Below are 23,118 nucleotides of genomic sequence, written 5' to 3' on the forward strand. Positions count from 1 at the left end.
CATACCCTTTAACCCATCCCGAAAAATTTCTTGAAACGGGAAAATGCGCCCTTCTTCTGCTCCATCTGCATTAATGGCACGGTATCCCCCAAAATTCGTCTTGCAATATTGCGATAAGCAATGGCTGCAAGTGAATCTGGGTTCATCACTGTAGGTTCGCCAGAATTGGCAGCCTTGATGACAAGTTCATCATCTGGCACGATGCCAATCAGGTCGATGTTAAGTACTTGTAAAATACCATCGATATCAAGCATGTCACCTGACTTCACCATATTGTTGCGAATCCGGTTCACTACCAGCTTAGGAGACTGAATGTGTGAACTCTCCAGCAAGCCGATGACACGGTCCGCATCACGCACTGCTGCATTTTCCGGTGTAGTGACCACGATGGCCTGATCTGCTCCTGCTACCGCATTTTTGAATCCCTGCTCAATCCCTGCCGGGCAGTCAATAATGACGTATTCAAAATCTTTTTTGAGTTCCAGGATGATATCTTTCACCTGTTCTGGCGATACAGAGTTTTTGTCTCTCGTCTGCGCTGCAGGCAACATGTATAATTCTTCGAAACGCTTGTCTTTTACCAAAGCCTGATTCAAACGGCAACGGCCGTCCGCAACATCGCACAGATCGTAAATAATGCGGTTCTCGAGTCCCATCACAACATCCAGATTACGAAGGCCGATATCGGTATCGACCAAACAAACCTTTTTGCCTAGCAGCGCCAGGGCTGTCCCGATGTTTGCCGAGGTGGTCGTCTTACCCACGCCGCCTTTACCCGAAGTGATCACGATCGCCTCTCCCATGAGCTACACTCCTTTAAACACATTAAAATCTCGGCGCAACCGAACGATATTGCTCATCTTGTCGATCTGCATCTGATTGTCCTGCAAATAAGCAAATTCCATTCCGGTTTCATGACTCTCCCATTCATCTGGAGGACGACTGATTACATCAGCAATACGCAACTGTGTTGGCGCAAATACCGATGCTGCGATAATAGCCTCTTCGTCCCCGCTGATTCCAGCATGAGCCATACCTCTGAGTGAACCCAAAACATATATATCCCCAGTACACGTCACCGTGCCCCCTGGATTGATATCTCCGAGAAACAGGAGATTCCCCTCATGATGAAGCACCTGACCTGATCGTACCATGCCGCACATCGTCACAATCGGCGGGGGACCTTTGACCTCCTGTACAAGTGCAGGCGAGTCAAAGGATCGGATCAGTAGATTCCCTTTTTGCTTCAATATATCCAGAATCTCTTCTTTCTGATCTTCCGTAATTTCTCGCGCTCCAAGCTTGATATCCACATGAACAATCGGTCCGGTCAAAATGTTTTGATGGCTGTGTTCCAGCTTATAGCGGAGCTCATAGAGCAATTCCTCGAATTCACATTGATCGTCCAACAGGAAAACCAAGCCGTCTCGGATGCCTTTAATCGTTACGTGATTCGATTTTACCGTCATAAGCCTGTCCCTCCCATCTCATTACATTTCGTGCCCCGGTTCCCAAGTTCCTGCTTCTCGCTCCATAAATGTCATCAGGAAGCTTCATCTGCTTTACTTTTAGGTGTGCCGATCTTCTCCAGCTGTTTGCGTAGAGGCACATAAATGATCAGGGTAAACACAAAGTGAACAAACAGATTAGGGATCATGTATTCAATCAGTGCCCAGTCAAAGGTCACATGATTGAGCTGGAAGAGCTTGTATAAGAAAAATAACATCGTATCATTCAGCAAACTTCCAAGCAGGACAACTGAAACCATGATGGGCATCGGTGCACGCGGTGCTTGAAATATAAGTCCCATCATATAAGCAGATAATCCCATGGAGAATCCGTAAGGGCCAATCATCTCCCCGTAGAAGACGACATCATGCAAGAGTCCAAATAATATGCCGAGCACAAGGGCTGTATGCCTGTGATAATACACAGCAAAAAATAAAATAACGATATAAACCAGGTTGGCTGATATACGCATTTGCCAGGCTGAAGGAATGATCTGCGGCAGAATCGTATCTTCAGCAATGAACAGAATGAACAGTAACAGAAACAGAACCTGTTTGCGCGTAACCATTATTGTTTAACCTCAGGCGGAATGATCACAATCAGTTCTTTCCAATCGAGGAAGTTGGCATAGGGTTTAATTGTAGCCGTCTGTGTTAAACCGTATTCGCTCTTCTCGACGCTTTTCACTTCTCCAATACGCATGTACTTTGGAAAATTGTTGATGATACCAGATGAGATAATTTCATCACCTTTTGCGATATTGGAATCCTCTGCAATCTTGGTCATCTTTAACATACCGCTCTTCGGATCATAACTCTCGATCATACCAAACACTTTCTCTTTGCCTACAGCCGTAGCCGCAATCGCATTCGATGTTGGGTCATTAGCATCCATTGAAGTTAGCAAGTTCACCGTTGATGTATACGAACTGACATGGCTGATCACCCCAACCAAACCTTCCTGTGATGTAACAGCCATACCTGGTTTGATGCCTGCATTCTCCCCGATGTCTATGTTAATCGTTCTACTGTTTGGATCGGAATTGGCACTTATTACTTGGGCAATTCGAGAACCATAGTTGTATCGATTCTGTTGTTCTTTTGTAAAATTGAGCGCTTGCTCGAGTTGCTTGTTTTTTTGCTCTAAGTCATTGTATTTCAATCGGTCACGCGTATAGTGTCCCATCGCGATGCGAAGCTCTTCATTTTCCTCGTATACCGCACGCATGTTCGCTACATCTTTGAAAAAGCCCGCTACATAAGAAGCGGGCTTGTAAAATACGTATTGTACAAATCCAACTGAATCCTTGAGGAATTTCTCCGGCCAGGATAAATTGGCTCGCGGACTAAGCGTAAAGCCCATCAGCGCGATAAATGTAACAAGGCCCACCAGCAAAACAAAAAGTCTTTTGTTGCCAAGCAGTTTAAACAGTTCCAACACCCTCTAACATCCATTATTCTCTTCCGAGCCCAGCCCGGCGGGGAGATATCAGACCTGAAGTCCCTGCGAGAATATCAATCGATCCTCCCCTGTTAAGCGGGTTATAGCTCTCCCGGGATATCCGGGTACTCTACATTGAAGTGTTGCCGCCCAATCAAGGATCAGACGGCAAGCAATCCATTAACGCTTGGAACGAACTGCTGAACTGCTTCTGCTCTTGAACATATGAATATTTTCCAGTGCTTTACCTGTGCCGATCGCTACGCAATCTAGCGGATTCTCCGCAACAATGACAGGCATTCCTGTCTCTCCAGCCAGCAGCTTATCCAGATTGCGAAGCAGAGCTCCGCCGCCTGTCAGGACAATTCCCCGATCCATAATGTCTGCTGCAAGCTCAGGAGGGCACTTCTCAAGTGTTACTTTTACCGCTTCAACAATAGCATTCACGGTGTCTGCCAGAGCTTCGCTGATCTCATCAGAAGTAATGGTAATCGTCTTCGGCAGACCTGTTACCAGATCACGTCCGCGAATTTCCATCGTTTCCACTTGTTCCAGCGGCATAGCTGAACCGATATCCATCTTCAACTGTTCGGATGTACGTTCACCGATCATCAGATTGTATTGGCGTTTGATGTACTGAATCACGGATTCATCCATCTCGTCACCTGCTACACGCACCGAACGGCTGGTTACGATACCACCTAGAGAAATGACTGCCACTTCAGTTGTACCGCCACCAATATCAACGACCATACTGCCTGTCGGTTCCCATACGGGCAGATCTGCACCAATAGCGGCTGCAAATGGTTCTTCGATCGTGTAAGCCTCACGTGCTCCTGCCTGTTTGGTCGCATCTTCAACTGCACGTTGTTCCACGGCCGTAATTCCGGATGGTACACATACCATCACGTTAGGATGACGCTGAAACATAGAGCGTTGCTTCTGTGCCTGACGAATAAAGTATTTGATCATCGTTGCAGTAGTATCGAAGTCAGCAATTACGCCATCTTTCATTGGACGAATAGCGCGGATATTGCCAGGTGTACGTCCAATCATTTTTTTAGCGGACTCACCCACAGCCTCGATACTTTTTGTATCCGTACGCAGTGCGACAACCGAAGGCTCGCGCACCACAATTCCTTTTCCACGTACATAAACCAGCGTATTCGCTGTCCCCAAATCAATACCCAAATCTTTCGTAAAACCACCAAACATGACGTATTCTCCTTTTCTGCCTCATATTGCTGCTCCTGTTTCATTACAAGAGCATAACTTTCATTCCCACGAAACCGTGGAGCTAATATTCGCATGTAGTATTTTGAATCTGAATCTGCAAAGTAAAGTGAACCTATCTTTGACGGACACGTCCGTTATCATTCATAGGAAAACATCAACGCCAACCATTATATTATACCAAGCCCTTCTCCTTCAAACTTACGTATGTTCCATCACCAATAACAAGGTGGTCCAGAACGTCAATGCCCACGATTGCGCCGGCTTCAATCAGTCTTTTGGTTATCTGAATATCTTCCGGACTAGGCGTTGGATCACCGCTGGGATGGTTATGTGCGCACACAATTGAGGCACTGCTACATTTGATGGCGGCACGAAATACTTCACGCGGATGTACAATTGAAGCATTCAGGCTGCCCATGGAGAGTGTTTCCTGAGCTATGATATGATTTTTGCTATTCAAAAAAAGACACACAAAATGTTCTTTCTGCAAATAACGCAGTTGTTCCATTAGAATATCCGCAGCATCACGCGGTGTACGGATCGATGTCGATGGAGCAAGCCGACTCTTGGCAATCCGATGGCCCAGTTCAATACCTGCTTTAAGCTGAACCGCTTTGGCTTGTCCAATGCCCTTCATAGCTGTCATCTCTTCAAGGCTCAGATCCATCAACGAACGGATGCCACCTGCTTGATTCAGTATCCGCTGTGCCATATGCATGGCGGATTCCTTTCTCGTTCCTGTTCGAAGTAATATAGCAAGCAATTCGGTATGACTCAAGGCGCCCGCCCCATATTCCATCATGCGTTCTCTCGGGCGATCTTCCTGGGGGATGTCGCGCATCATGTATTGAGGCGACTCCATACGTTCCCTCTTTTCACAGCATCCGTTTTGATTATGTTTGTGGCAACACGTACACGCCAAATCCCTCCAGCATGTCACTGAGCAGAGATAGTGGCAAGCCTACCACATTAAAATAACATCCTTCAATGCGGTCGATCAGTGAAGCGCCAATGCCTTGAATAGCATATGACCCTGCTTTGTCTGAAGGTTCTCCCGTCTTCACGTACGCACGAATCGTAGCTTCAGACAGTTCCTTCATCGTTACATCCGTCTGACGATAATGCACCACCGAATGTCCGGTAGCTGCATCGATACAAGCAACACCCGTAAACACACGATGTTCCCGTCCTTGCAGACGTGACAACATCTGCTCAGCATCAGACTCATCCACAGGCTTGCCCAGAATCTCATTGTCAAGCACAACAACGGTATCACTGCCGACGATAATGGCATCCTTACTGCTACCTTCCAGTCCACGATACACAGCAAGCGCCTTGCGAAGAGCCAATTCTTGCACGGTCTGTTCTGGGGTCCAGTCTGATGGTGTATTCTCATCGGCATAACTCGGTATAACTTCAAACGCTAAATGGAGTGACGCGATCAGTTCCTTGCGCCGCGGCGATGTGGAGGCCAGAATAATCGGGCGCTGTTCTGTGTTATTCGACATTAACGGCTCCTTATACTACGGCAACACCTGTCCGAATCACAATAATAGATGTCACTAGTTTATTTTTTTGGTCAACATTCGTCATTCTCCTACAGTCTTCGATACAGCCACACAGCCGCAATAATACCAATCAGACTCAGGAGGCTCATTTGAAATTGAAATGAAAGGTCATATCTGAAAATATCGAGATCAGCCTGGGGCGACCAGCGAATCGTCGTGACCTTGGTTAAAAAGGCTACAGCTTTAACAGGCTGCAGTGCCTTGGCGATCCACGCTCCGGCCATCCAGCCAAGCAGCAGAAACAATAATAACACGCCGAAGTTTTTTTTCATCGGTTAATCTTCCCTCGCCATTTTTTGACACCCACATTATTATACGGGGTTTTGTACGTCAATACAAACACAAATCCGGCAGGGGGAACTATTTCCAGTTCCTTGCCGGATAGGAGTTTTGAGGCGTTGTTATGGGAATAGGAGCTTTATTGCTTTATAGACTCAAGCCACTTTTTCTGTTGGAGCACATACTCCATCAAATCTGACTGTACCGCCCACATGTGAACAGCGTCCGGATTTTTATTATACTCTGCAATGGCTGTTATCGCACTGTTCATCGATTTCTCCATGCTGGTCACAACCGGTTGAACGTCTACCGCCATTCCAGGCGCAAGGCTTTTTATGCCGGTCAACCACGTTTGATGCTGCGTCTGTAGTGCTTCCATCATCTCTGGTGAAATGGCTGCTTGTACTGACTGACCCAATTGCTGGATCGAGAGTGTTGATAACTGATCGACAAGCGCGGAGCTGTTTTTGAAGAAAAGAGCAACGTCCTCCTGCTTATTACCAAAGATCGCCGGATCCACCGCCGGATTGACGATCTCTTTGACATATAATTCCACTCCCTGAGACTTTAGTCTGGTACTGAGGAGCTTGGCCTCCTCACGATCCGCTGAGATGCCGGCATATACGCGATTGCCATCTTCAGGGTCCGAACTCGCAGCCAAGCCCGTTTGGGTGAGTTCAAGCTTCGCTTGCTCCGCTCGTTCCGGGGAACTGAATACCCCGTATTGCAGGGCATAGTATGTACCACCTGCAGATGATACTTCAAGTTGCCCTGCAGTTCCAGCAACTCCGTCCTGACCTGACACAGTAGAAACACTCTGATTCACAGGTAGCATTTCATCCGGTTTTACCACGTTCTCCTTGTTAAAAAGGGACAAAATAACCATACCGAACAGAGCTCCGGTTACTAATGCCCCTGAAACAGAGCCGATCATCTTCCAGCCTCTGGGAGGACGATTTCGTTTATATGAATAGTTCTCCGATTCAACCATCCAGTTATGGCCCTGATCCAGATCTTGACTTCTTTCCGAATCAAATTCATATTTATCATCCTGCATATTCCGATCTGAGGCGTAGTTTGTATGGGGTGAACGGGAAGCATCTGCCAGAATCGTCCCTCCCCAATCCATAGGCATGTCCTCTACTGCCATTGATGAACCAGAGGTGTTGTTTGTGTCTGGTTCAGGCTTCGGCAACGACTGTACTGTATTAGGCAAATTTTCGTTCATTGTGACCAGTGTACTGGATGCCGTCATCCCCTGCTTTTCCAGCTTGTCCGACTCCTGATCTCCGAAGCGAAACGTCATTCTGGCGTTGCTCACCCGTACCCTCTCCTTTGTCCCATTTATATCATCTATATGTTGAGATGGAGGATAACATTCCACGGAATGATTAAATCTTCAGACTTTCTAATCATATGAATCCCAAGCCAAAAACGCCTGGCTCCATGAAGAAGACAGACGTTTTAAGTACGGTACCCGTTGATCAAAAGGTCCATGGAACATATACTCCGATGAGAAATCACAAGAATAGTAGCGATTGTTCCCCAATTTGTTGATCCCTAAGTTCAACTTGCATCATTTTGAAATCACAAAATTATTTCAAACCTTTGGCGAGTATATCGCCCACTTTCCAAATATCCCCTGCGCCCATCGTAAGCACAAGATCTCCTGGCTGTAGCCGCGGCTCTAGATCAGCCACAACTTCCTCTTTGGTCGGCAGGTATCTTGCTGATGCATTGCTGTTCTGCACGATCAGTTCAACGAGTCTTGCGGAGTGGACACCTTCAATCTGCTTTTCACCGGCAGGAGAATAGATATCGGTAATCAGCACCTCATCCGCCTCGGCAAAAGCCCGGCTGAACGCATCCAGCAGGAAAAATGTCCTTGTATAACGCTGCGGCTGAAATACAGCAATAATCCGTTTACCTGTCGCTTTCGCCGCACTGATTGTAGCTTCAATTTCTGTAGGGTGGTGAGCGTAATCGTCAATAATGAGCATATCACGCGCCTCACCCAACACCTGAAATCTGCGTTTCGCCCCATGGAATTGCACGATAGCTGCTGTAATCTTCTCAAACGGAATGCCTGCTTCAAGACAAGTAATAACCGTAGCCATCGCATTGTAGACGTTGTGTTTACCAGGTACTGACAACTCCACTGTTCCCATCGCTGTACCTCGATGATTCATGGTGAACGAGATACGGCGATCCCCGAGAACGATATCTGTTGCTGTGTAATCAGCAACCTGCTCGATGCCGTAAGTTGTAATGCGAGACTTGAGATGCGGCAAAATAGCCTGCACATTTTCATCATCAGCGCATACAATGGCTGTGCCCTCTGGACGAATCTGACTGAGGAACTGTACATAAGCTTTCTTTAGTTCCTCGAAGTCACTGTTATAATTCTCTAGATGGTCAGCTTCAATGTTCGTTACGATGCCAAGCCAAGGATGGTACTGTAAAAAAGAGCCATCGCTCTCGTCCGCTTCCGCGACAACCCACTCGCCTTGACCTGCTTTGGCATTGGTTCCCAAATTCATGATTTCTCCACCTATAATATAGGTAGGATCTATTTCACATTGCTCCATAACCAGTGCGATCATGGAAGAAGTTGTCGTTTTGCCATGCGCACCTGCAACGGCCACGCCTTTGCGCTCGTTTAACAAACGTGCCAGCATTTGAGCGCGATGAAGGATAGGTATGTTTAGCTGCTCCGCAGCTACACGTTCCACATTATCCGCAGGAGCTGCTGTAGAATAAACGACAAGATCCGCTCCGTTCACATGCTCCGCGGTATGTCCAATATATATTTTCGCCCCTTTGGCTGCCAACTTCTCTGTCAACTCCTGTGAAGCGACATCCGATCCGGTAACGGTATATCCCATCTCCAGCATAACCCGGGCGATGGCACTCATGCCATAACCGCCAATCCCTATAAAATGAACATGTTCCGATGTGTTTAACAAAACTTTCACCAACCTTTTTCAGAATCGGTTTGATGCAAAAGGGCCGCCCGCACGTCCGCAATCAGATAAAGCGTGCCGGAAACCACCCCCAGATCCTCCGCTTCCGTCCGTGACTTCAATAGATCAAGTGCCTTTGCCCAGTTCGGCTCGACGATGATATCCAGTTCCTGCTTCGCAATGGCGGGTCGTACCCGTTCGACAATCTGCAACAATTCGGTTGCAGCCATTTTACGGCGGAAATCTGGCTCGGTCAGGATCAGCGTATCCACTAGTGGCAGTATATGCTGCAAATATGCTTCGTGATGCTTATTCGCCAGCATACCCATCATCAAAATTAACTTTTTTTGAGGATAACCGTCGATAATGCTCTTGGCAAGCGATTCTGCCCCTTCAGGATTATGCGCTCCATCGAGTACAATCAGTGGATTGTCACTGACTTTCTCAAATCTTCCCGCCCAGAAGGCATTCTCAAAACCAAGTTTAATATCGTCTTCATCCAGCATAAATGCCATATATTGTCTTAGTAATTCAAGAGACATTAATGCAGCAACAGCATTATCACATTGATATACACCTTGCATACGAATGTGAATATTCAGATCACGGAATGGACCGGAGAACTGAAGCGTTTGTCCATCCTTGCTACTTTCAAGCCTTTGGTATGAAAATTGGTCCCCAGCCAAGTACACCGTTGATCGCAATCGCTTCGCTCTCTCCTGAATGACCTTTACGGCTTCAGGTTGTACGGCACAGGTTACAACGGGTACACCCGGCTTAATGATGCCCGCCTTTTCATGTGCAATCTGCTCAACGGTATCTCCAAGGATATCCGTATGATCCATACCGATATTGGTGATGACGGACACAACGGGAGTAACAATATTCGTTACGTCCATCCTTCCCCCAAGCCCAGTCTCCCATACTACAATATCGGGGTAACACTCTTCCGCGTAATATAGCAGTGCCAGTGCCGTCGATACTTCAAACATCGTCGGTGATCCGAGCGGTGTTGACGCCATTTCTTTTACGAGAGGAAGCAAACGATTCGACAGCTTTAACAATGTCTCTTCTGGGATGTCTTCACCGTTATATTGAAAACGGTTTGTAAATTTGGTGATATAAGGTGATGTAAACGTTCCAACGTCATATCCCGCTTGAAGCAGTACTGACGTCAAAAAAGCGCAAGTCGAACCTTTACCGTTCGTTCCCGCGACATGAATGAATTTGAGCCGTTGGTGCGGATTGCCAAGCTGTGACATCAGGCTTTCAATACGTTCAAGCCCAGGCCTGATACCAAAAGGAATAAGGCCATTGATCCAATCCACGGCCTCGTCATACGTCTGTAAAGGAGTAGCTTTATCTGTCCCGTTTAATTCCGTCATCTGATTCACCTTCAGTTCCCTGTTTGATTGAAGATTGAAAAAAGCAGCCGGATGGCGCCAAAAGCGTTCCATCCGACCCTTTTTGATATTAACCTTTGAGCTCTTTGATTCGTGCGATGACTTTATCCCGTTTATCCGAATAATCCGCTTGTTTGGCGCGTTCTTCCTCGATAACTTTAGCAGGAGCCTTCGCTACGAATCCCTCATTCGCCAGTTTTTTCTCCACACGGAGTACTTCACCTTCAAGGTTCTGAAGTTCTTTCTCCAGACGAGCTACTTCCTGCTCAATATCAATCAGACCTGCGAGCGGCAAGTACAATTCCGCTCCCGTGATGATCGCTGTCATGGCTTTGTCTGGTGAACTCAGATCCAATCCGCTCTCGAATTCGGATGTATTACAGAAGCGTTTGATGTAATGACTGTTGCGTTCGATAATACTAGATGCTTCCTCACTGTTCGCTTTGACCATTAATTCGATCTTTTTGCTCATCGGCACATTCACTTCGGCACGGATGTTCCGAACAGCACGAATGGTATCCATCAGCAAGTTCATCTCCGCAACAGCTCCCGGATTCTCCAGCGCAGGGTCGTATACTGGCCAGGAAGCAAGTGTAATGGTCTCTCCCTCATGAGGCAGATGTTGCCAGATCTCTTCAGAGATGTATGGCATAAACGGATGAATCAGGCGCATGGTCTGATCCAGCACGTAGGCCAGCACCGATTGTGTTTTCTTTTTCGCAACCGGATCTTCTCCGTAGAATGACAGCTTGGCGAATTCGATGTACCAGTCACACAGATCATCCCAGATAAAGTTGTACAATACACGCCCTGTTTCCCCAAACTCATACGCATCGATTAGACGCGTAATATCTCGGGAAGTTTCGTTGAGGCGGTGCAAAATCCAATAATCCGCTGTTCCGAGCTCACCGCTGATGTCACGATCTTCATAAGTGAAACCTTCCAGATTCATCAACGCAAAGCGGGAAGCATTCCAGATTTTGTTGGCGAAGTTACGAGCCTGCTCGACCCGCTCCCAGCGGAAACGCAAATCCTGTCCCGGAGTACTGCTGGTCGAGATCATGTAACGCATCGCATCTGCACCGTACTTCTCGATAACATCCAGCGGGTCTACACCGTTCCCAAGAGACTTGGACATCTTACGTCCATCAGCGTCACGTACAAGACCGTGCATCAGTACATCCTTGAACGGAATTTCATCCGTAAATTCCAGGGCAGTGAAGATCATACGCGCCACCCAGAAATAAATGATGTCATAACCTGTAACGAGTACATTTGTTGGATAATAACGCTTCAGATCATCTGTATTTTCAGGCCAGCCCAATGTAGAGAACGGCCATAGTGCCGAGCTAAACCACGTATCCAGAACGTCCTCATCCTGTTTCAGCTTGCGCCCTGCATATTCAGGCAATGTTGTTGGATCTTCTGCGGATACAATCACTTCACCTGTTTCTTCGTCGTACCAAGCAGGAATACGATGTCCCCACCACAGTTGACGGGAAATACACCAGTCACGAACGTTTTCAATCCAGTTCAGATACGTTTTCTCAAAACGATCGGGAACAAAGTTAACCCCTTCGCCGCTTTGCTGCTTTTTGATTGCTCTCTCCGCGAGTGGTTTCATCTCTACGAACCATTGTGTGGACAAGTAAGGCTCCACTACTGCTCCGGTGCGCTCACTGTGTCCAACCTGGTGCATATGATCTTCAATATTAATCAGGACACCTTGTTCTTTCAGATCAGCCACGATCTGTTTGCGGCATTCGCTACGATCCAGCCCCTGATATTTGCCAGCTTCCGCATTCATTGTTCCACTTTCATCCATAACGGTAATTTGAGGCAAGTCATGACGTAAACCTACTTCAAAGTCATTCGGATCATGCGCAGGTGTGATTTTCACTGCACCGCTACCGAACTCTTTGTCTACGTAGTCATCCGCAATGACTGGAATCTCACGACCGATGATAGGCAATACGAGTGTTTTACCGATCATGTCTGCATAACGTTCATCTTTAGGATGAACGGCAACAGCAGAATCACCCAGCATCGTTTCTGGACGTGTCGTTGCCACAGTAATGTGACCACTCCCGTCTTTGAGCGGATAACGCAGATGATAGAGATGACCCTGAACTTCCTTATATTCAACCTCAATATCCGAGAGCGCCGTACGATTCACCGGATCCCAGTTAATGATACGTTTACCGCGATAAATAAGTCCTTTCTCATATAACTGCACAAATACTTTACGCACCGCTTTGGATAGACCTTCATCCAGCGTAAAACGTTCACGGGAGTAGTCGAGAGACAGACCCATTTTGCCCCATTGCTGACGAATGGTTGTAGCGTACTGGTCTTTCCAATCCCAGACTTTCTCCAGAAACTTCTCACGTCCCAGATCATAACGCGTTAATCCATCTTCACGCAGCTTCTGTTCCACTTTCGTCTGGGTCGCAATACCTGCGTGGTCAGAACCTGGCAACCAAAGTGCGTCATATCCCTGCATCCGTTTTGTACGAATAAGGATATCCTGTAGGGTAAAGTCAAGTGCATGACCGATGTGAAGCATACCTGTTACGTTCGGTGGTGGAATTACAATGGTATATGGCTCGGCATCCTTGCGTTTACCCGCTTGGAAATACCCGCGCTCCGTCCAGGTGGAGTACCATTTATCTTCTGCCGCCTTCGGGTCGTAAGTCGTCGGCATTTCAGTTGTTGCTTTTTTTTGTTCAGACATGTTTCATTCCTCCGTTACGTCATCTTCATCGCTAAAAAAACAAAAAAACCTTTCATCCATCAAAGGACGAAAGGTTAGCTTTCGCGGTACCACCTTTGTTTCACGCTGATAACAGAGATCATGGTTCATGCTCTCAATCGGACGGCGTGACACTTCAAGCAGATAACGGCTGCGACCGGCCTATCCTACCTCCGAGGTTAATGAATGTATTACATCCACCTCCAGTACTCAAACAGGCAACTCCCGGGCGACTTCGATCAGTTGGTTCCTGCGGAATCTCACAGCGCATCGATCCCACTCTCTGAAAGGTCATACTGTCTACTACTCCCGATCCACGTCATTATTCAAAAAATCCTAAACACATCATACCTTGCTCGTGCGTGATAGTCAACCTGACAACAGCGGAACGAGGTTATTAGACAACCAAAATGTTCAAAAACAGGTACAACCCGCAATTCCTATGAGGAATTACGGGCTGTTTTATAGGATACGGTATCCTGAACCGGGAGACTAAGGAATATATAGAATCTGTCCTTCTTCAACAACCTGTTCAGTTAATCGATTATATAACTGAAGCTCCCTGGTGCTAAGCTGATATCTGTCTGCAATGGCATCGAGTGTTTCTTCGCGCTGTACGATGCACAGCTTGACTTTGCGGAATGGCGTCTGATCCACAATCGTACCCAGGAACAGATTTTTCCATTCTACATCTTCTGCCTGACGATCCTCTTCCGAAACAACTCCATCTGAAACCTCCTCACTGCGTTCACCCTCAACTTCACGGACGGCCCGGCCGGATGATAACAGAGAAGAAATGCCCACGCCTTCTTCTTCTCTTCGTGACGATTCTTTCTTGCTACCAAAAGCAACCTTAAGCTCTGGCTTGTCTTCCGCCTCAGCTATTGCCTCAGGGAGGAATTCCTCATTCTGTAACAGCGAGGCTTCCTCTGCCACTTCCAGTGAAGGCCGATCTTCTTCGGGCTGAGCCGGTTCAGATCCAGCAAATACATCTTGCCAGTTCTCTGTCTGCGGCTGTGCCACAGCATTCGAAATGAACTGCTCTCCTTGCGAACCACCTGACCGCGCTTCTTCAAAGTGCCATACCTCAGGCGTAGTTTCTTCAAGAGGTTTCCATGCTGCTTCAGAACGCGCCTGCTCAGAAGCCTCTGAACTCCATAATCCTGAATTTTCGGATACACTATTTACCGAAGGTTCAGACCATGCTGAGGCTTCATCTTCTATCGGAAGCAATGGCTCCGCTTCAGGATAAGAAGCTAGTCTGTCAGCCGTTTCAGCCATGAATGACGAGATTGGAGAAGGGACTTCATGCATTTCATGTGATGCCTGTGATGGTACAATCCCCTCATCTGAATCAGGCAATCTATTTTCATCCGATTCATCCGTTGAAGCAACATCAGATGGTAGTGGCTCGGCAGATGACTGGTTCCAGTAGGCTTGCGATAGTTCTTCATACCCTGATTGCTGTTCTATTCTTGGCAACAAATCAGCAGATTCCGGAGAACCATATGCAACAAGCTCAGCCGCATTCGCCAGCTCTTGCTCTTCGTTACGCAACCCGGCTTGTTCCGACAGCTCCAACAGCTCGGACTGCTCTGTCTGACTCAATTCGTTCTCTCTGCTGTCAGGCTGAGCCTCGGGGGAATGAACAACCGTGAATTCATCTGCCGACCACACTTGTGGCTCTTCTACCGGGAAACCTTCAATCCCTCGCAGGGACAATACACCTGTAATGTTCAGACTTCGGCTAGATAACAGGTCTACATCGAAATTTTCAATCTCGATTGAAATATCATCAATGGATCTAACCCGGTTCAATGGCACGGTAATTTCGACTGGAATAAAATGCTTTAATTCCTCCGAATCCTCGCTCTCCCCCCGGTATGTTCCTGTAAGTAGCAGATGCCCCCTCAAGGTAGCATGGTCGTCCTGTCCAATCACCTGAATACGCGGATAGAGTTCAATTTCCTCCAATTCCTCAATGGCAGGCACTCCCTCAGACAAATGAACGCGCTCATAAATATCGAACCGCAAACCGTATGGTTGATTCAACAAAGGTGGCGTCCTCCTTTCGGCATATGTTCACCATGATCCTTCTCATGGGACTGATCCATGGTCCAATCCTTCGTTACCCATCTATATGCCTGAACTAGGGTGGGCATGCCACCTTTGTTAAAAAAGCCCGTTCTGTTTGCTACACTTTTTAAACACCTTAGAAAGCCAAAAACAAAAAAACAGACCCAGTAAATCAGGTCTGTCCTTCTACGCTATGACTCTCCCTCGCTGCCAATTGTTCAAAATCCGCTGGCCAGGGGTCTTGTACTTCAATTAAGGCTCCGGTTAAAGGATGGTTAAAGCTCAGCACTTCGCCATGCAATGCCTGCCTGCCTATGATGTCCGAACGCCCCCCGTACAGTTTGTCACCGACAAGAGGGTAGCCAGCATAGCTGAGATGCACGCGAATCTGATGTGTACGCCCTGTTTCCAGCTTCAGACGTACCAGCGTTGCCCTCTCCCATACATGCACGATGTCCACATGAGTAATTGCATCCTGGCCTCCTTCGGAGACACGTCTGCGTTGCTTGTGGTGCCTGTCCTTACCAATCGGCGCATCAATCTTGCGGAGATCACTGGGTACTTGTCCGCCTGTGATAGCAACATACTGACGATCAATTGCTTTGAGACGCATCGCTTCATCCAGTTTCGCGAGCGCAAAAGCATTTTTGGCATATAAAACAGGACCGGTCGTATCTTCATCCAGACGATGAACATGACGTACACTGGTCTCGATCCCATTGATCTCATAATACGAAGCTACCGCATGATCCAGCGTAACGACCTGTTCTTCACGACTTCCATCCGGATGAAGCTTCATACCGGCCGGTTTGTGCACGACGAGACAGAAATCATCCTCATACAATACATCCAGATCAGCCCAGCGTGTCTCCACACCCAGCGGTTGCACAGCAAAAAGGGCCAGCCGAAGCCGGTCCCCTGCTAGCTGTACTCCCTGGGTTGCCTTGAGCTGACGCAGCAACTTCTCCGGGAACTTGAGTTCAGACAGGAGCCACTGTTCAGCAGCAGCTTGTCTGTCCTCTTTTCCAGTCACCGCCTTGCCTGGCATCAGCTCAAGCCATTGACCGCGACGTTTCCAGCTTTTTATACTCATAGCGACTGCAAAGCCTTACGGTTGGCCTCAATGGTATCCTCGATATCCTGCTCCGTATGCACACCGGACACAAACATCCCTTCATACTGGGACGGCGCCACGCTAACGCCTTGATCAATCATCGCTGCAAAATAACGGCGGAACTGATCCAGGTTGCTTTCTTTGGCAATATCATAATTCGTTACCGGTACAGCACTGAAGAATGGGCACACCATTGAACCGACACGGTTAATTGTTACCGCCACACCTGCTTCTGTTGCATTTTTCTCGAATCCAGCCTGCAAACGTGCAGACAACATCTCCAAACGATCATAAACTTCCGGTGTCAAAAGTTTCAACGTCGTATAACCTGCAGCCATAGCCAGCGGATTACCACTTAGTGTACCCGCCTGATAGATTGGGCCTGTCGGCGCAATCTGTTCCATCAGATCCCGGCGACCGCCATATGCTCCTACAGGAAGACCGCCGCCGATAACTTTACCCAGACACGTTAAATCCGGTGTAACGCCAAAACGACCTTGTGCACAGTGAAGTCCTACACGGAAACCCGTCATCACCTCATCAAAGATGAGCAGGCTTCCATACTCCGTAGTCACACTACGCAATCCTTCCAGAAAACCGGCAGCTGGAGGTACGACACCCATATTGCCAGCAACTGGCTCCACGATTACACCCGCAATTTCTTCTCCGTATCGTTCAAAGGCAAGACGCACGGACTGCAAATCATTGTAAGGAACCGTAATTGTATTCACGGCCACACCTTCGGGCACTCCAGGACTGTCCGGCAGTCCAAGGGTGGCTACCCCTGATCCAGCTTTGATCAGCAAACTGTCGGCATGGCCATGGTAGGAACCTTCAAATTTCAAAATTTTACTACGTCCCGTTGACCCGCGCGCCAATCGAATGGCACTCATCGTTGCTTCCGTACCGGAATTCACCATGCGCACGATATCGATGGAAGGCACACGCTCGCACACCAGCTTTGCCATCTCTGTCTCAAGCAGGGTTGGTGCACCGAAACTTGTGCCCTTAAGAGCTGTCTCCCGGAGTGCTTCCACAACTTCAGGATGAGCATGTCCCATAATCAGCGGGCCCCATGAACCTACGTAATCAATGAACACATTGCCATCAATATCGTAGATTTTGGAGCCCTCACCGCGTTCGACATAGATCGGTGTGAGTCCGACAGATTTGAATGCCCGAACCGGACTATTCACTCCTCCAGGTATGTACTGCTTGGCTTCCTCAAATGCGCTGCGTGAGCGCTCATCATTGCGACGATTGCCTTGTTGTGCAGTCAATGAACATCCTCCTTATTGTAAAGGCCTCGCTTGCAGAGAGACTGATGCATTTAATGACTAGATAAGTTGAACTAAAGATGTTTACACAGACACTCCGATGACAGAATAACCTTACAATCGCTGTTATCCCCAGATTTTTTGATTTTATTTTTCATAAGGGGAAAATCCGGTGATAAAGACTGAGCCAATGCTTCCGAAGTAGCTTTCTTTCAGAAAGCTTTCAGCTCCGCTTTTCCAGGTTTTTTCTGTCCTCTCCGTTTCAGTGTAAATGATCTGTTCAACTTATATAGTCTGCCGCACCACTCTCTTAAAAAAGCAAGGCCTATGGGTTTTATTGGCATAGATAAAGAACATATATGGTTACTCGTTGGTAGTCATTGGTTTACTTTTCAGCCAGCCATCTTGATGCATCTTTGGCGTAATACGTAATAATCATATCTGCCCCGGCACGTTTCATGCTGAGCAAGATTTCCATGGCCACCTTTTTCTCATCAATCCATCCTTGAATTGCGGCCGCCTTCACCATTGCATACTCCCCGCTTACATTATAAGCAACGAGCGGAAGATCAAACTGATCCTTGATGGTACGCATAATATCGAGATAGGAAAGTGATGGTTTCACCATCAGCATGTCCGCTCCCTCCAGCACATCCGTTTCCGCTTCGCGCAACGCTTCTCGAGCATTCGCCGGGTCCATCTGATAGGATTTCCGGTCTCCGAATTGCGGTGTGGAATCTGCTGCTTCACGGAACGGGCCATAAAATGCTGAAGCGTATTTGACGGAATAAGACATAATCGGAATATGATTAAATCCATTCTCATCCAGCCCTGCACGAATAGCCTGTACAAATCCATCCATCATATTAGACGGTGCGATAATATCTGCGCCTGCCTTCGCTTGCGATACGGCCGTTTTCACCAGCAGTTCCAAGGACTCGTCATTCAGAACATCGCCGCAGATATGTCCATCAATCTCCGTAGTGTGCACCATTCCGCAGTGACCATGATCGGTGAATTCACATAGACAAGTGTCTGCAATCACCAGCAATTCGGGGTACCAGGATTTGATCAATCTCGTCGCTTCCTGCACAATGCCATCCTCTGCAAAACCAGATGAACCTACACTGTCTTTTGTTTCCGGAATCCCGAACAGCAGTACAGCCGGAATGCCAAGCTCTGCGATTTCCGTGACTTCTTCCTGCAGACGGTCCAGCGAGAAACGGAATACACCCGGCATCGATTTAATCTCGGACTTTACATTTTCACCGTATGTGACATAGATCGGTTGAATAAAATCATCCACAGTCAAGTGTGTCTCTCTTACCATGTTGCGAATACCTGCCGATTGACGTAAACGGCGATGACGTACGATTGGAAAACCCATCTATCTTTTACCTCCTAGAATTTCATTTTGTAAAAAGGGAAGCGCGCTGGTTCTTCTCGAATTCAGCACGCTTCATATGTTCAGCCGAAGCTAGTCCAACTTAATTGTTGACAATACCGACACTGCCAGCACGTTTCCACTCACACAAAACATCGATCAAGCTAGTCATTGTCGCTTCTTTCGCCATAAGAGTAACCTCCAGTCCGGCAGCCTCCGCAGTCTTCGCGGTAACCGGACCAATACAAGCAACCTCTACTCCCTTCAGCAACGGCAACGGATCTTCCACACCCATTCGTTTCAGCATCTTCATGAAGTTTTTCACGGTGGATGAGCTTGTAAAGGTCACTGCATGAATACCGCCCTCTTCAAGAAGCTTAAGTAATTCATCATCATCCTCACCTGCAAGAATGGTGTCATAGATGATCGCCTCGGTAACGTGCAGTCCGCATGCTGACAATTGCTCCGGCAACCACGACCGTGCGAGATCACCGTGTGGAATCAGCACGTTCTGGCCTGCCTTCAACTCACTTTCAAATGCTTCGAGCATGCCTTCTGCCTGAAAAGGCCCTTTGACAACTTCGGGTGCAATACCGTGCTTGCGCAGTGCTTCTGCCGTAGATGGTCCTACTGCTGCAATTCTCGCCTGATGAAGCGAGCGAATGTCCTTACCTTCGTTTTCCAGATGACGGAAGAAAAACTCCACGCCATTGACACTTGTGAAAAAGACCCAATCAAACGTATTTAACGCATGTAGTGCATCTTTGACACTTTGTTTGGAGGATTCGCTGGACGGCATAACCGTCTCAATGACTGGGAACTCATAGGGTTCACCACCGAGTTCTTCAATGCGATTCACCAGTTCACTCGCCTGACTGCGAGCACGGGTAACCAGAATTCGTTTGCCAAACAGCGGCAGCACCTCTGCCCATTTCAATTGCTCCCGCTGGTTGACCACATCTCCAACAACGATGACAGCTGGTGGCTGAAAATTCGCCGCAATGACTTTGGCTTCGATATCTTCCAGCGTACCCGTGATGGTATCCTGTTCTGCCCGAGTTCCCCAACGTACAAGCGCCACAGGTGTGCTAGCCGGACGGCCATGACGAATGAGCTGTTCGCTAATATAGCCGATCTTGGCAACCCCCATCATAAACACCAGTGTGCCCGTAGCGTTGGTTACTTTATCCCATTGAATACTGCGATCCAGCTTGTCCGGGCTTTCATGTCCGGTAATGATCGAGATGGAGGAAGCATAATCCCGGTGCGTCACCGGAATACCCGCATATGCCGGCACGCTGATGGCTGCGGTTACTCCAGGTACAATCTCAAACGGAATACCGTTTTTGTGCAGCAACTCTGCCTCTTCCCCTACCCGTCCGAATATGGTCGGATCTCCGCCTTTCAAACGCACGACCACTTTGCCTTCAAGCGCCAAATCCACAAGTAGCTGGTTAATCTCTTCCTGTTTCATCGTATGTCGATCCGGTCGTTTCCCCACATAAATTTTGACCGCACCGGGTTTCATCAGTTTCAACAATCGCGGACTCGCGAGTCGATCATAAACCACGGCGTCAGCCTTGCCTATGCTTTCCCAACCTTTTACCGTAATCAGCCTTGCATCCCCAGGACCCGCACCTACCAAAAAGACTTTCCCCGCCATGCCTTCATCCCCTAACTTCTGCCAGTATCTGTTCAGCCCCGCGATCAATTAACTTCCAAGCCACTTCTTCTCCCAGGCGAACCGGATCTTTGCCGCTCAATGTTTCTTTCAAAATCAGCCTGCCATCCGGCATCCCAACCATTCCCGTTAATTGTAACTTGTTTTCACTGTTCAGGGAATCATCTCCTGGCATCCACACCGCATGTGCGCCAATCGGCACCTGACACCCTCCGTTTAACACACTCAGGAAACGACGCTCTGCCATGACCGGCGCAGCTGTTGCTGGATCGTTATAGAGGTTGAGCAAATGTAGTAGCTCCTCGTCATCCTCACGGCACTCAATGCCAAGAGCTCCTTGGCCTACAGCAGGAAGGCAGGCTTCCTCAGACAAATATTCGGTAATTCGATCCTCCCAGCCCATCCGATACAAGCCTGCTGCTGCCAAAATAATGGCGTCCAGGCCTTCGGTTTCAAGCTTCCGCAGACGTGAGTCGATATTGCCACGAATCGATTCCAGCTGAAGATCAGGTCGGTACGCCTTCAACTGACTTGATCTCCGCAGACTGCTTGTTCCAACCCGGGCACCCTCTGGCAGTTGATCCAGCGTAAGTCCGCCGCGAGAGACTAACGCATCCCGAGGATCAGCTCGACGGGGAACGGCACCGTTAACAAGCCCTTCAGGAAGCTCGGAAGGCATGTCCTTCATACTGTGCACGGCCATATCGATGGTGTGATCAAGCATTGCCTGTTCAATCTCTTTAACAAACAAACCTTTACCACCTACTTTGGACAAAGTCACATCCAGAATGAGATCTCCCTTTGTCACGATCTTATGTACCTCAAAGTCAAAAGCTAAACCTTCCCGCTCACAAATATTGCGTAAGTCCTGAATCACATAGCCGGTCTGGGTTAGTGCCAGAGCGCTTTGTCTGCTGCCCACTTTAATTGTCCGCATATCTACATTTCCTCCTGATTACGGGATATCCAGTTCCCGATTTTTTCTTCGCTCCACCACTCAAACTGACCCGTTCGTATCGTATCCAAAATGTTCATTTCCGTTAGACGGCGCAGTAGCGTACTTCTTACAGTTGGAGGCAGCCCGCGAGATTTAATCTCCATTCTCATCTGATGTAAAAAATCAAGATACGTCTCGTATTCATCTCCAAACTGTTGTTCAAGCAAAGCACGAATCTCGGCCGCCGCGGCAGGTCCTGCACCGGCAGTCGAGATGGCAATGCTTAACCGCCCTCGTCTAACCACACTCGGCGTAATAAAACTGCTATTACCGGAAGACATCGCATCGTTCACCAGTATTGCCCCAGCTTCAGCTTCTTGAACTACTGCTTGATTAACATGAGGATCGTCCGTTGCTGCATATACGAGAAAGGCCCCCCGCAAATCTCCATTGCGGTAGGACCGGGCTATCCATTCGATTCGGGATTCCTGATGCAATTGTTCGAGAGTGGGCGTAAGCAGAGGGCTGACGACCGTAATTCGGGCCTCAGTCTGCAACAATCCTCTTACTTTACGCTCAGCAACACGTCCTCCACCGATCACGAGAACAGATTTGTCTGAAGTATTTACATAAATCGGCGTGTAGTGTTCCATATCCTTCACTCTCCCGTCCAGCGATGAAACGCCGAATACGCATTGGATAAAAAGCTCATGATGACAAGTGCATATCCAATCAATGTCCATCTGGACATGATCATCATCGAAAATTGCTTTCTTCTCTTGACTACGAAATAACCAACATAGATGGCAATCGCGAGACCCGTCGCAATCACCTTCAGATCAAGCAACAGATGCCACCGTCGTTCCGCAACGATGGACAATACAGCCAGTACAACGGATACTCCCAGAAGCGGAGTACCAATCAATGTGGCACCATCCATATATTTTCCAATGACCTCCAAGCTGGGTAAACGCCGTACCGTATCATTCCATTTTTTGTTTTTCAACTTATGGTGCAAGAACAGGTACAACAACGCAAAGACCGAAGCAACCGTTAAAGCTGCAAAGCCCAGATTAGCCAGTGTAATGTGCATAATTAACAAACCGTGAACCGTCTGCCAGTTGTGCAACGAGATTTCGCCCGCTGTAAACCACAACCGGTTCAAAACCGTTACCGAGAATCCAACGATATTGAGTAGCAGGATAACAAACTCTGAGCGTTGAACCCGGGTCATAATCAATGACATCAGCACAATGCTGAACGAAAAAATAAACAAAAAATCAAATGTAGTATAGATCGGGAAGTGACCTTCAGCCCACATTCGCATGATAACATGGGTCACTTGCAGTCCCCAAACAACAACAAGAAACCCTGTGCCTGTCCGCTTCGCCCCCGCATTGCGTCGAATGCAGTCCGAGAAATAGAACAGTAGGCTCAGGGCATACATATAAATTAAAGCTTCATAGACTTGTTCAGCAAGGGTCAAGTTGCCCACCTGC

20 protein-coding genes and 1 other annotated feature are annotated in these 23,118 nt (G+C 47.9%); all 20 genes read right to left on the reverse strand.

From position 1 onward, the window contains the following. Positions 1-8: 8 nt before the first annotated feature. Positions 9-803, reverse strand: a complete 795-nt coding sequence (minD, locus tag MHI38_RS09955) for a septum site-determining protein MinD (RefSeq protein ID WP_090919093.1) — start codon at positions 801-803, stop codon at positions 9-11. Positions 804-806: 3 nt separating this feature from the next. Next, the gene (gene minC, locus MHI38_RS09960; RefSeq protein ID WP_090919095.1) at positions 807-1,469 is read right to left on the reverse strand and encodes a septum site-determining protein MinC; all 663 of its coding nucleotides are present in this window, start codon (positions 1,467-1,469) and stop codon (positions 807-809) included. A gap of 74 nt (positions 1,470-1,543) precedes the next feature. Next, a complete protein-coding gene (locus tag MHI38_RS09965) occupies positions 1,544-2,077 on the reverse strand; it encodes a rod shape-determining protein MreD (protein ID WP_090919098.1) in 534 nt (177 codons plus the stop codon). Next, positions 2,077-2,949: a rod shape-determining protein MreC gene (gene mreC, locus MHI38_RS09970; protein ID WP_090919101.1), complete on the reverse strand. Its 873-nt coding sequence runs from the start codon at positions 2,947-2,949 to the stop codon at positions 2,077-2,079. The genes MHI38_RS09965 and mreC overlap by 1 nt, the downstream gene beginning before the upstream one ends. A 180-nt stretch (positions 2,950-3,129) precedes the next feature. Further along, positions 3,130-4,164 carry a rod shape-determining protein gene (locus MHI38_RS09975; RefSeq protein ID WP_090919103.1) on the reverse strand — a complete coding sequence of 345 codons (1,035 nt, stop codon included), beginning with the start codon at positions 4,162-4,164 and terminating at the stop codon, positions 3,130-3,132. A gap of 193 nt (positions 4,165-4,357) precedes the next feature. Beyond that, a complete protein-coding gene (gene radC / locus MHI38_RS09980; protein ID WP_154890965.1) occupies positions 4,358-5,047 on the reverse strand; it encodes a RadC family protein in 690 nt (229 codons plus the stop codon). A gap of 31 nt (positions 5,048-5,078) precedes the next feature. Further along, positions 5,079-5,693 carry a Maf family protein gene (locus tag MHI38_RS09985; RefSeq protein ID WP_123064555.1) on the reverse strand — a complete coding sequence of 205 codons (615 nt, stop codon included), beginning with the start codon at positions 5,691-5,693 and terminating at the stop codon, positions 5,079-5,081. An 89-nt stretch (positions 5,694-5,782) separates the two neighbouring features. After that, positions 5,783-6,025 carry a DUF4321 domain-containing protein gene (locus tag MHI38_RS09990; protein WP_154960646.1) on the reverse strand — a complete coding sequence of 81 codons (243 nt, stop codon included), beginning with the start codon at positions 6,023-6,025 and terminating at the stop codon, positions 5,783-5,785. Positions 6,026-6,171: 146 nt separating this feature from the next. Then, complete coding sequence (locus tag MHI38_RS09995; protein ID WP_154890966.1) at positions 6,172-7,353, reverse strand: SPOR domain-containing protein; 1,182 nt, start codon at positions 7,351-7,353, stop codon at positions 6,172-6,174. A gap of 274 nt (positions 7,354-7,627) precedes the next feature. Beyond that, a complete protein-coding gene (gene murC / locus MHI38_RS10000; protein ID WP_244159299.1) occupies positions 7,628-8,947 on the reverse strand; it encodes a UDP-N-acetylmuramate--L-alanine ligase in 1,320 nt (439 codons plus the stop codon). A gap of 56 nt (positions 8,948-9,003) precedes the next feature. Next, a complete protein-coding gene (locus tag MHI38_RS10005) occupies positions 9,004-10,380 on the reverse strand; it encodes a bifunctional folylpolyglutamate synthase/dihydrofolate synthase (protein WP_090919739.1) in 1,377 nt (458 codons plus the stop codon). A gap of 88 nt (positions 10,381-10,468) precedes the next feature. Then, positions 10,469-13,132, reverse strand: a complete 2,664-nt coding sequence (locus tag MHI38_RS10010; RefSeq protein ID WP_154890967.1) for a valine--tRNA ligase — start codon at positions 13,130-13,132, stop codon at positions 10,469-10,471. Positions 13,133-13,191: 59 nt separating this feature from the next. Then, positions 13,192-13,476 (reverse strand) — a binding site (T-box leader). A gap of 166 nt (positions 13,477-13,642) precedes the next feature. After that, complete coding sequence (locus MHI38_RS10015; RefSeq protein WP_154890968.1) at positions 13,643-15,205, reverse strand: LysM peptidoglycan-binding domain-containing protein; 1,563 nt, start codon at positions 15,203-15,205, stop codon at positions 13,643-13,645. 193 nt (positions 15,206-15,398) lie between these two features. Next, complete coding sequence (locus MHI38_RS10020) at positions 15,399-16,319, reverse strand: RluA family pseudouridine synthase (RefSeq protein ID WP_154890969.1); 921 nt, start codon at positions 16,317-16,319, stop codon at positions 15,399-15,401. Next, positions 16,316-17,620, reverse strand: a complete 1,305-nt coding sequence (gene hemL / locus MHI38_RS10025) for a glutamate-1-semialdehyde 2,1-aminomutase (protein WP_154890970.1) — start codon at positions 17,618-17,620, stop codon at positions 16,316-16,318. Before hemL ends, MHI38_RS10020 begins: the two co-directional genes overlap by 4 nt. Positions 17,621-18,002: 382 nt before the next feature. Then, positions 18,003-19,004 (reverse strand): porphobilinogen synthase, encoded by a 1,002-nt coding sequence (hemB, locus tag MHI38_RS10030; RefSeq protein WP_090919123.1) that lies wholly within the window; start codon positions 19,002-19,004, stop codon positions 18,003-18,005. A gap of 100 nt (positions 19,005-19,104) precedes the next feature. Beyond that, complete coding sequence (gene cobA, locus MHI38_RS10035; protein WP_341181223.1) at positions 19,105-20,664, reverse strand: uroporphyrinogen-III C-methyltransferase; 1,560 nt, start codon at positions 20,662-20,664, stop codon at positions 19,105-19,107. 4 nt (positions 20,665-20,668) lie between these two features. Beyond that, entirely contained in the window at positions 20,669-21,619 is a 951-nt protein-coding gene (gene hemC, locus MHI38_RS10040) for a hydroxymethylbilane synthase (RefSeq protein ID WP_154890971.1), read from the reverse strand. Positions 21,620-21,621: 2 nt separating this feature from the next. Further along, the gene (locus MHI38_RS10045; protein WP_341181224.1) at positions 21,622-22,272 is read right to left on the reverse strand and encodes a precorrin-2 dehydrogenase/sirohydrochlorin ferrochelatase family protein; all 651 of its coding nucleotides are present in this window, start codon (positions 22,270-22,272) and stop codon (positions 21,622-21,624) included. Positions 22,273-22,277: 5 nt separating this feature from the next. Continuing rightward, positions 22,278-23,105, reverse strand: coding sequence for a cytochrome c biogenesis protein CcsA (gene ccsA / locus MHI38_RS10050; protein WP_373323281.1), 828 nt, complete (start codon positions 23,103-23,105; stop codon positions 22,278-22,280). Positions 23,106-23,118 lie beyond the last annotated feature (13 nt).

The sequence above is a fragment of the Paenibacillus sp. FSL K6-1558 genome (assembly GCF_038002565.1).
GTDB classification, from domain to species: domain Bacteria; phylum Bacillota; class Bacilli; order Paenibacillales; family Paenibacillaceae; genus Paenibacillus; species Paenibacillus polysaccharolyticus.

Coding starts and splice junctions, on each gene's coding strand:
- MHI38_RS09965 (WP_090919098.1), bottom strand. CDS start 2,077: ATGGTTACGCGCAAACAGGTTCTGTTTCTGTTACTGTTCATTCTGTTC.
- minD (WP_090919093.1), bottom strand. CDS start 803: ATGGGAGAGGCGATCGTGATCACTTCGGGTAAAGGCGGCGTGGGTAAG.
- MHI38_RS09975 (WP_090919103.1), bottom strand. CDS start 4,164: ATGTTTGGTGGTTTTACGAAAGATTTGGGTATTGATTTGGGGACAGCG.
- hemB (WP_090919123.1), bottom strand. CDS start 19,004: ATGGGTTTTCCAATCGTACGTCATCGCCGTTTACGTCAATCGGCAGGT.
- radC (WP_154890965.1), bottom strand. CDS start 5,047: ATGGAGTCGCCTCAATACATGATGCGCGACATCCCCCAGGAAGATCGC.
- MHI38_RS10045 (WP_341181224.1), bottom strand. CDS start 22,272: ATGGAACACTACACGCCGATTTATGTAAATACTTCAGACAAATCTGTT.
- cobA (WP_341181223.1), bottom strand. CDS start 20,664: ATGGCGGGGAAAGTCTTTTTGGTAGGTGCGGGTCCTGGGGATGCAAGG.
- murC (WP_244159299.1), bottom strand. CDS start 8,947: ATGAGTGCCATCGCCCGGGTTATGCTGGAGATGGGATATACCGTTACC.
- hemC (WP_154890971.1), bottom strand. CDS start 21,619: ATGCGGACAATTAAAGTGGGCAGCAGACAAAGCGCTCTGGCACTAACC.
- MHI38_RS10010 (WP_154890967.1), bottom strand. CDS start 13,132: ATGTCTGAACAAAAAAAAGCAACAACTGAAATGCCGACGACTTACGAC.
- MHI38_RS09990 (WP_154960646.1), bottom strand. CDS start 6,025: ATGAAAAAAAACTTCGGCGTGTTATTATTGTTTCTGCTGCTTGGCTGG.
- MHI38_RS10005 (WP_090919739.1), bottom strand. CDS start 10,380: ATGACGGAATTAAACGGGACAGATAAAGCTACTCCTTTACAGACGTAT.
- minC (WP_090919095.1), bottom strand. CDS start 1,469: ATGACGGTAAAATCGAATCACGTAACGATTAAAGGCATCCGAGACGGC.
- MHI38_RS10020 (WP_154890969.1), bottom strand. CDS start 16,319: ATGAGTATAAAAAGCTGGAAACGTCGCGGTCAATGGCTTGAGCTGATG.
- MHI38_RS09985 (WP_123064555.1), bottom strand. CDS start 5,693: ATGTCGAATAACACAGAACAGCGCCCGATTATTCTGGCCTCCACATCG.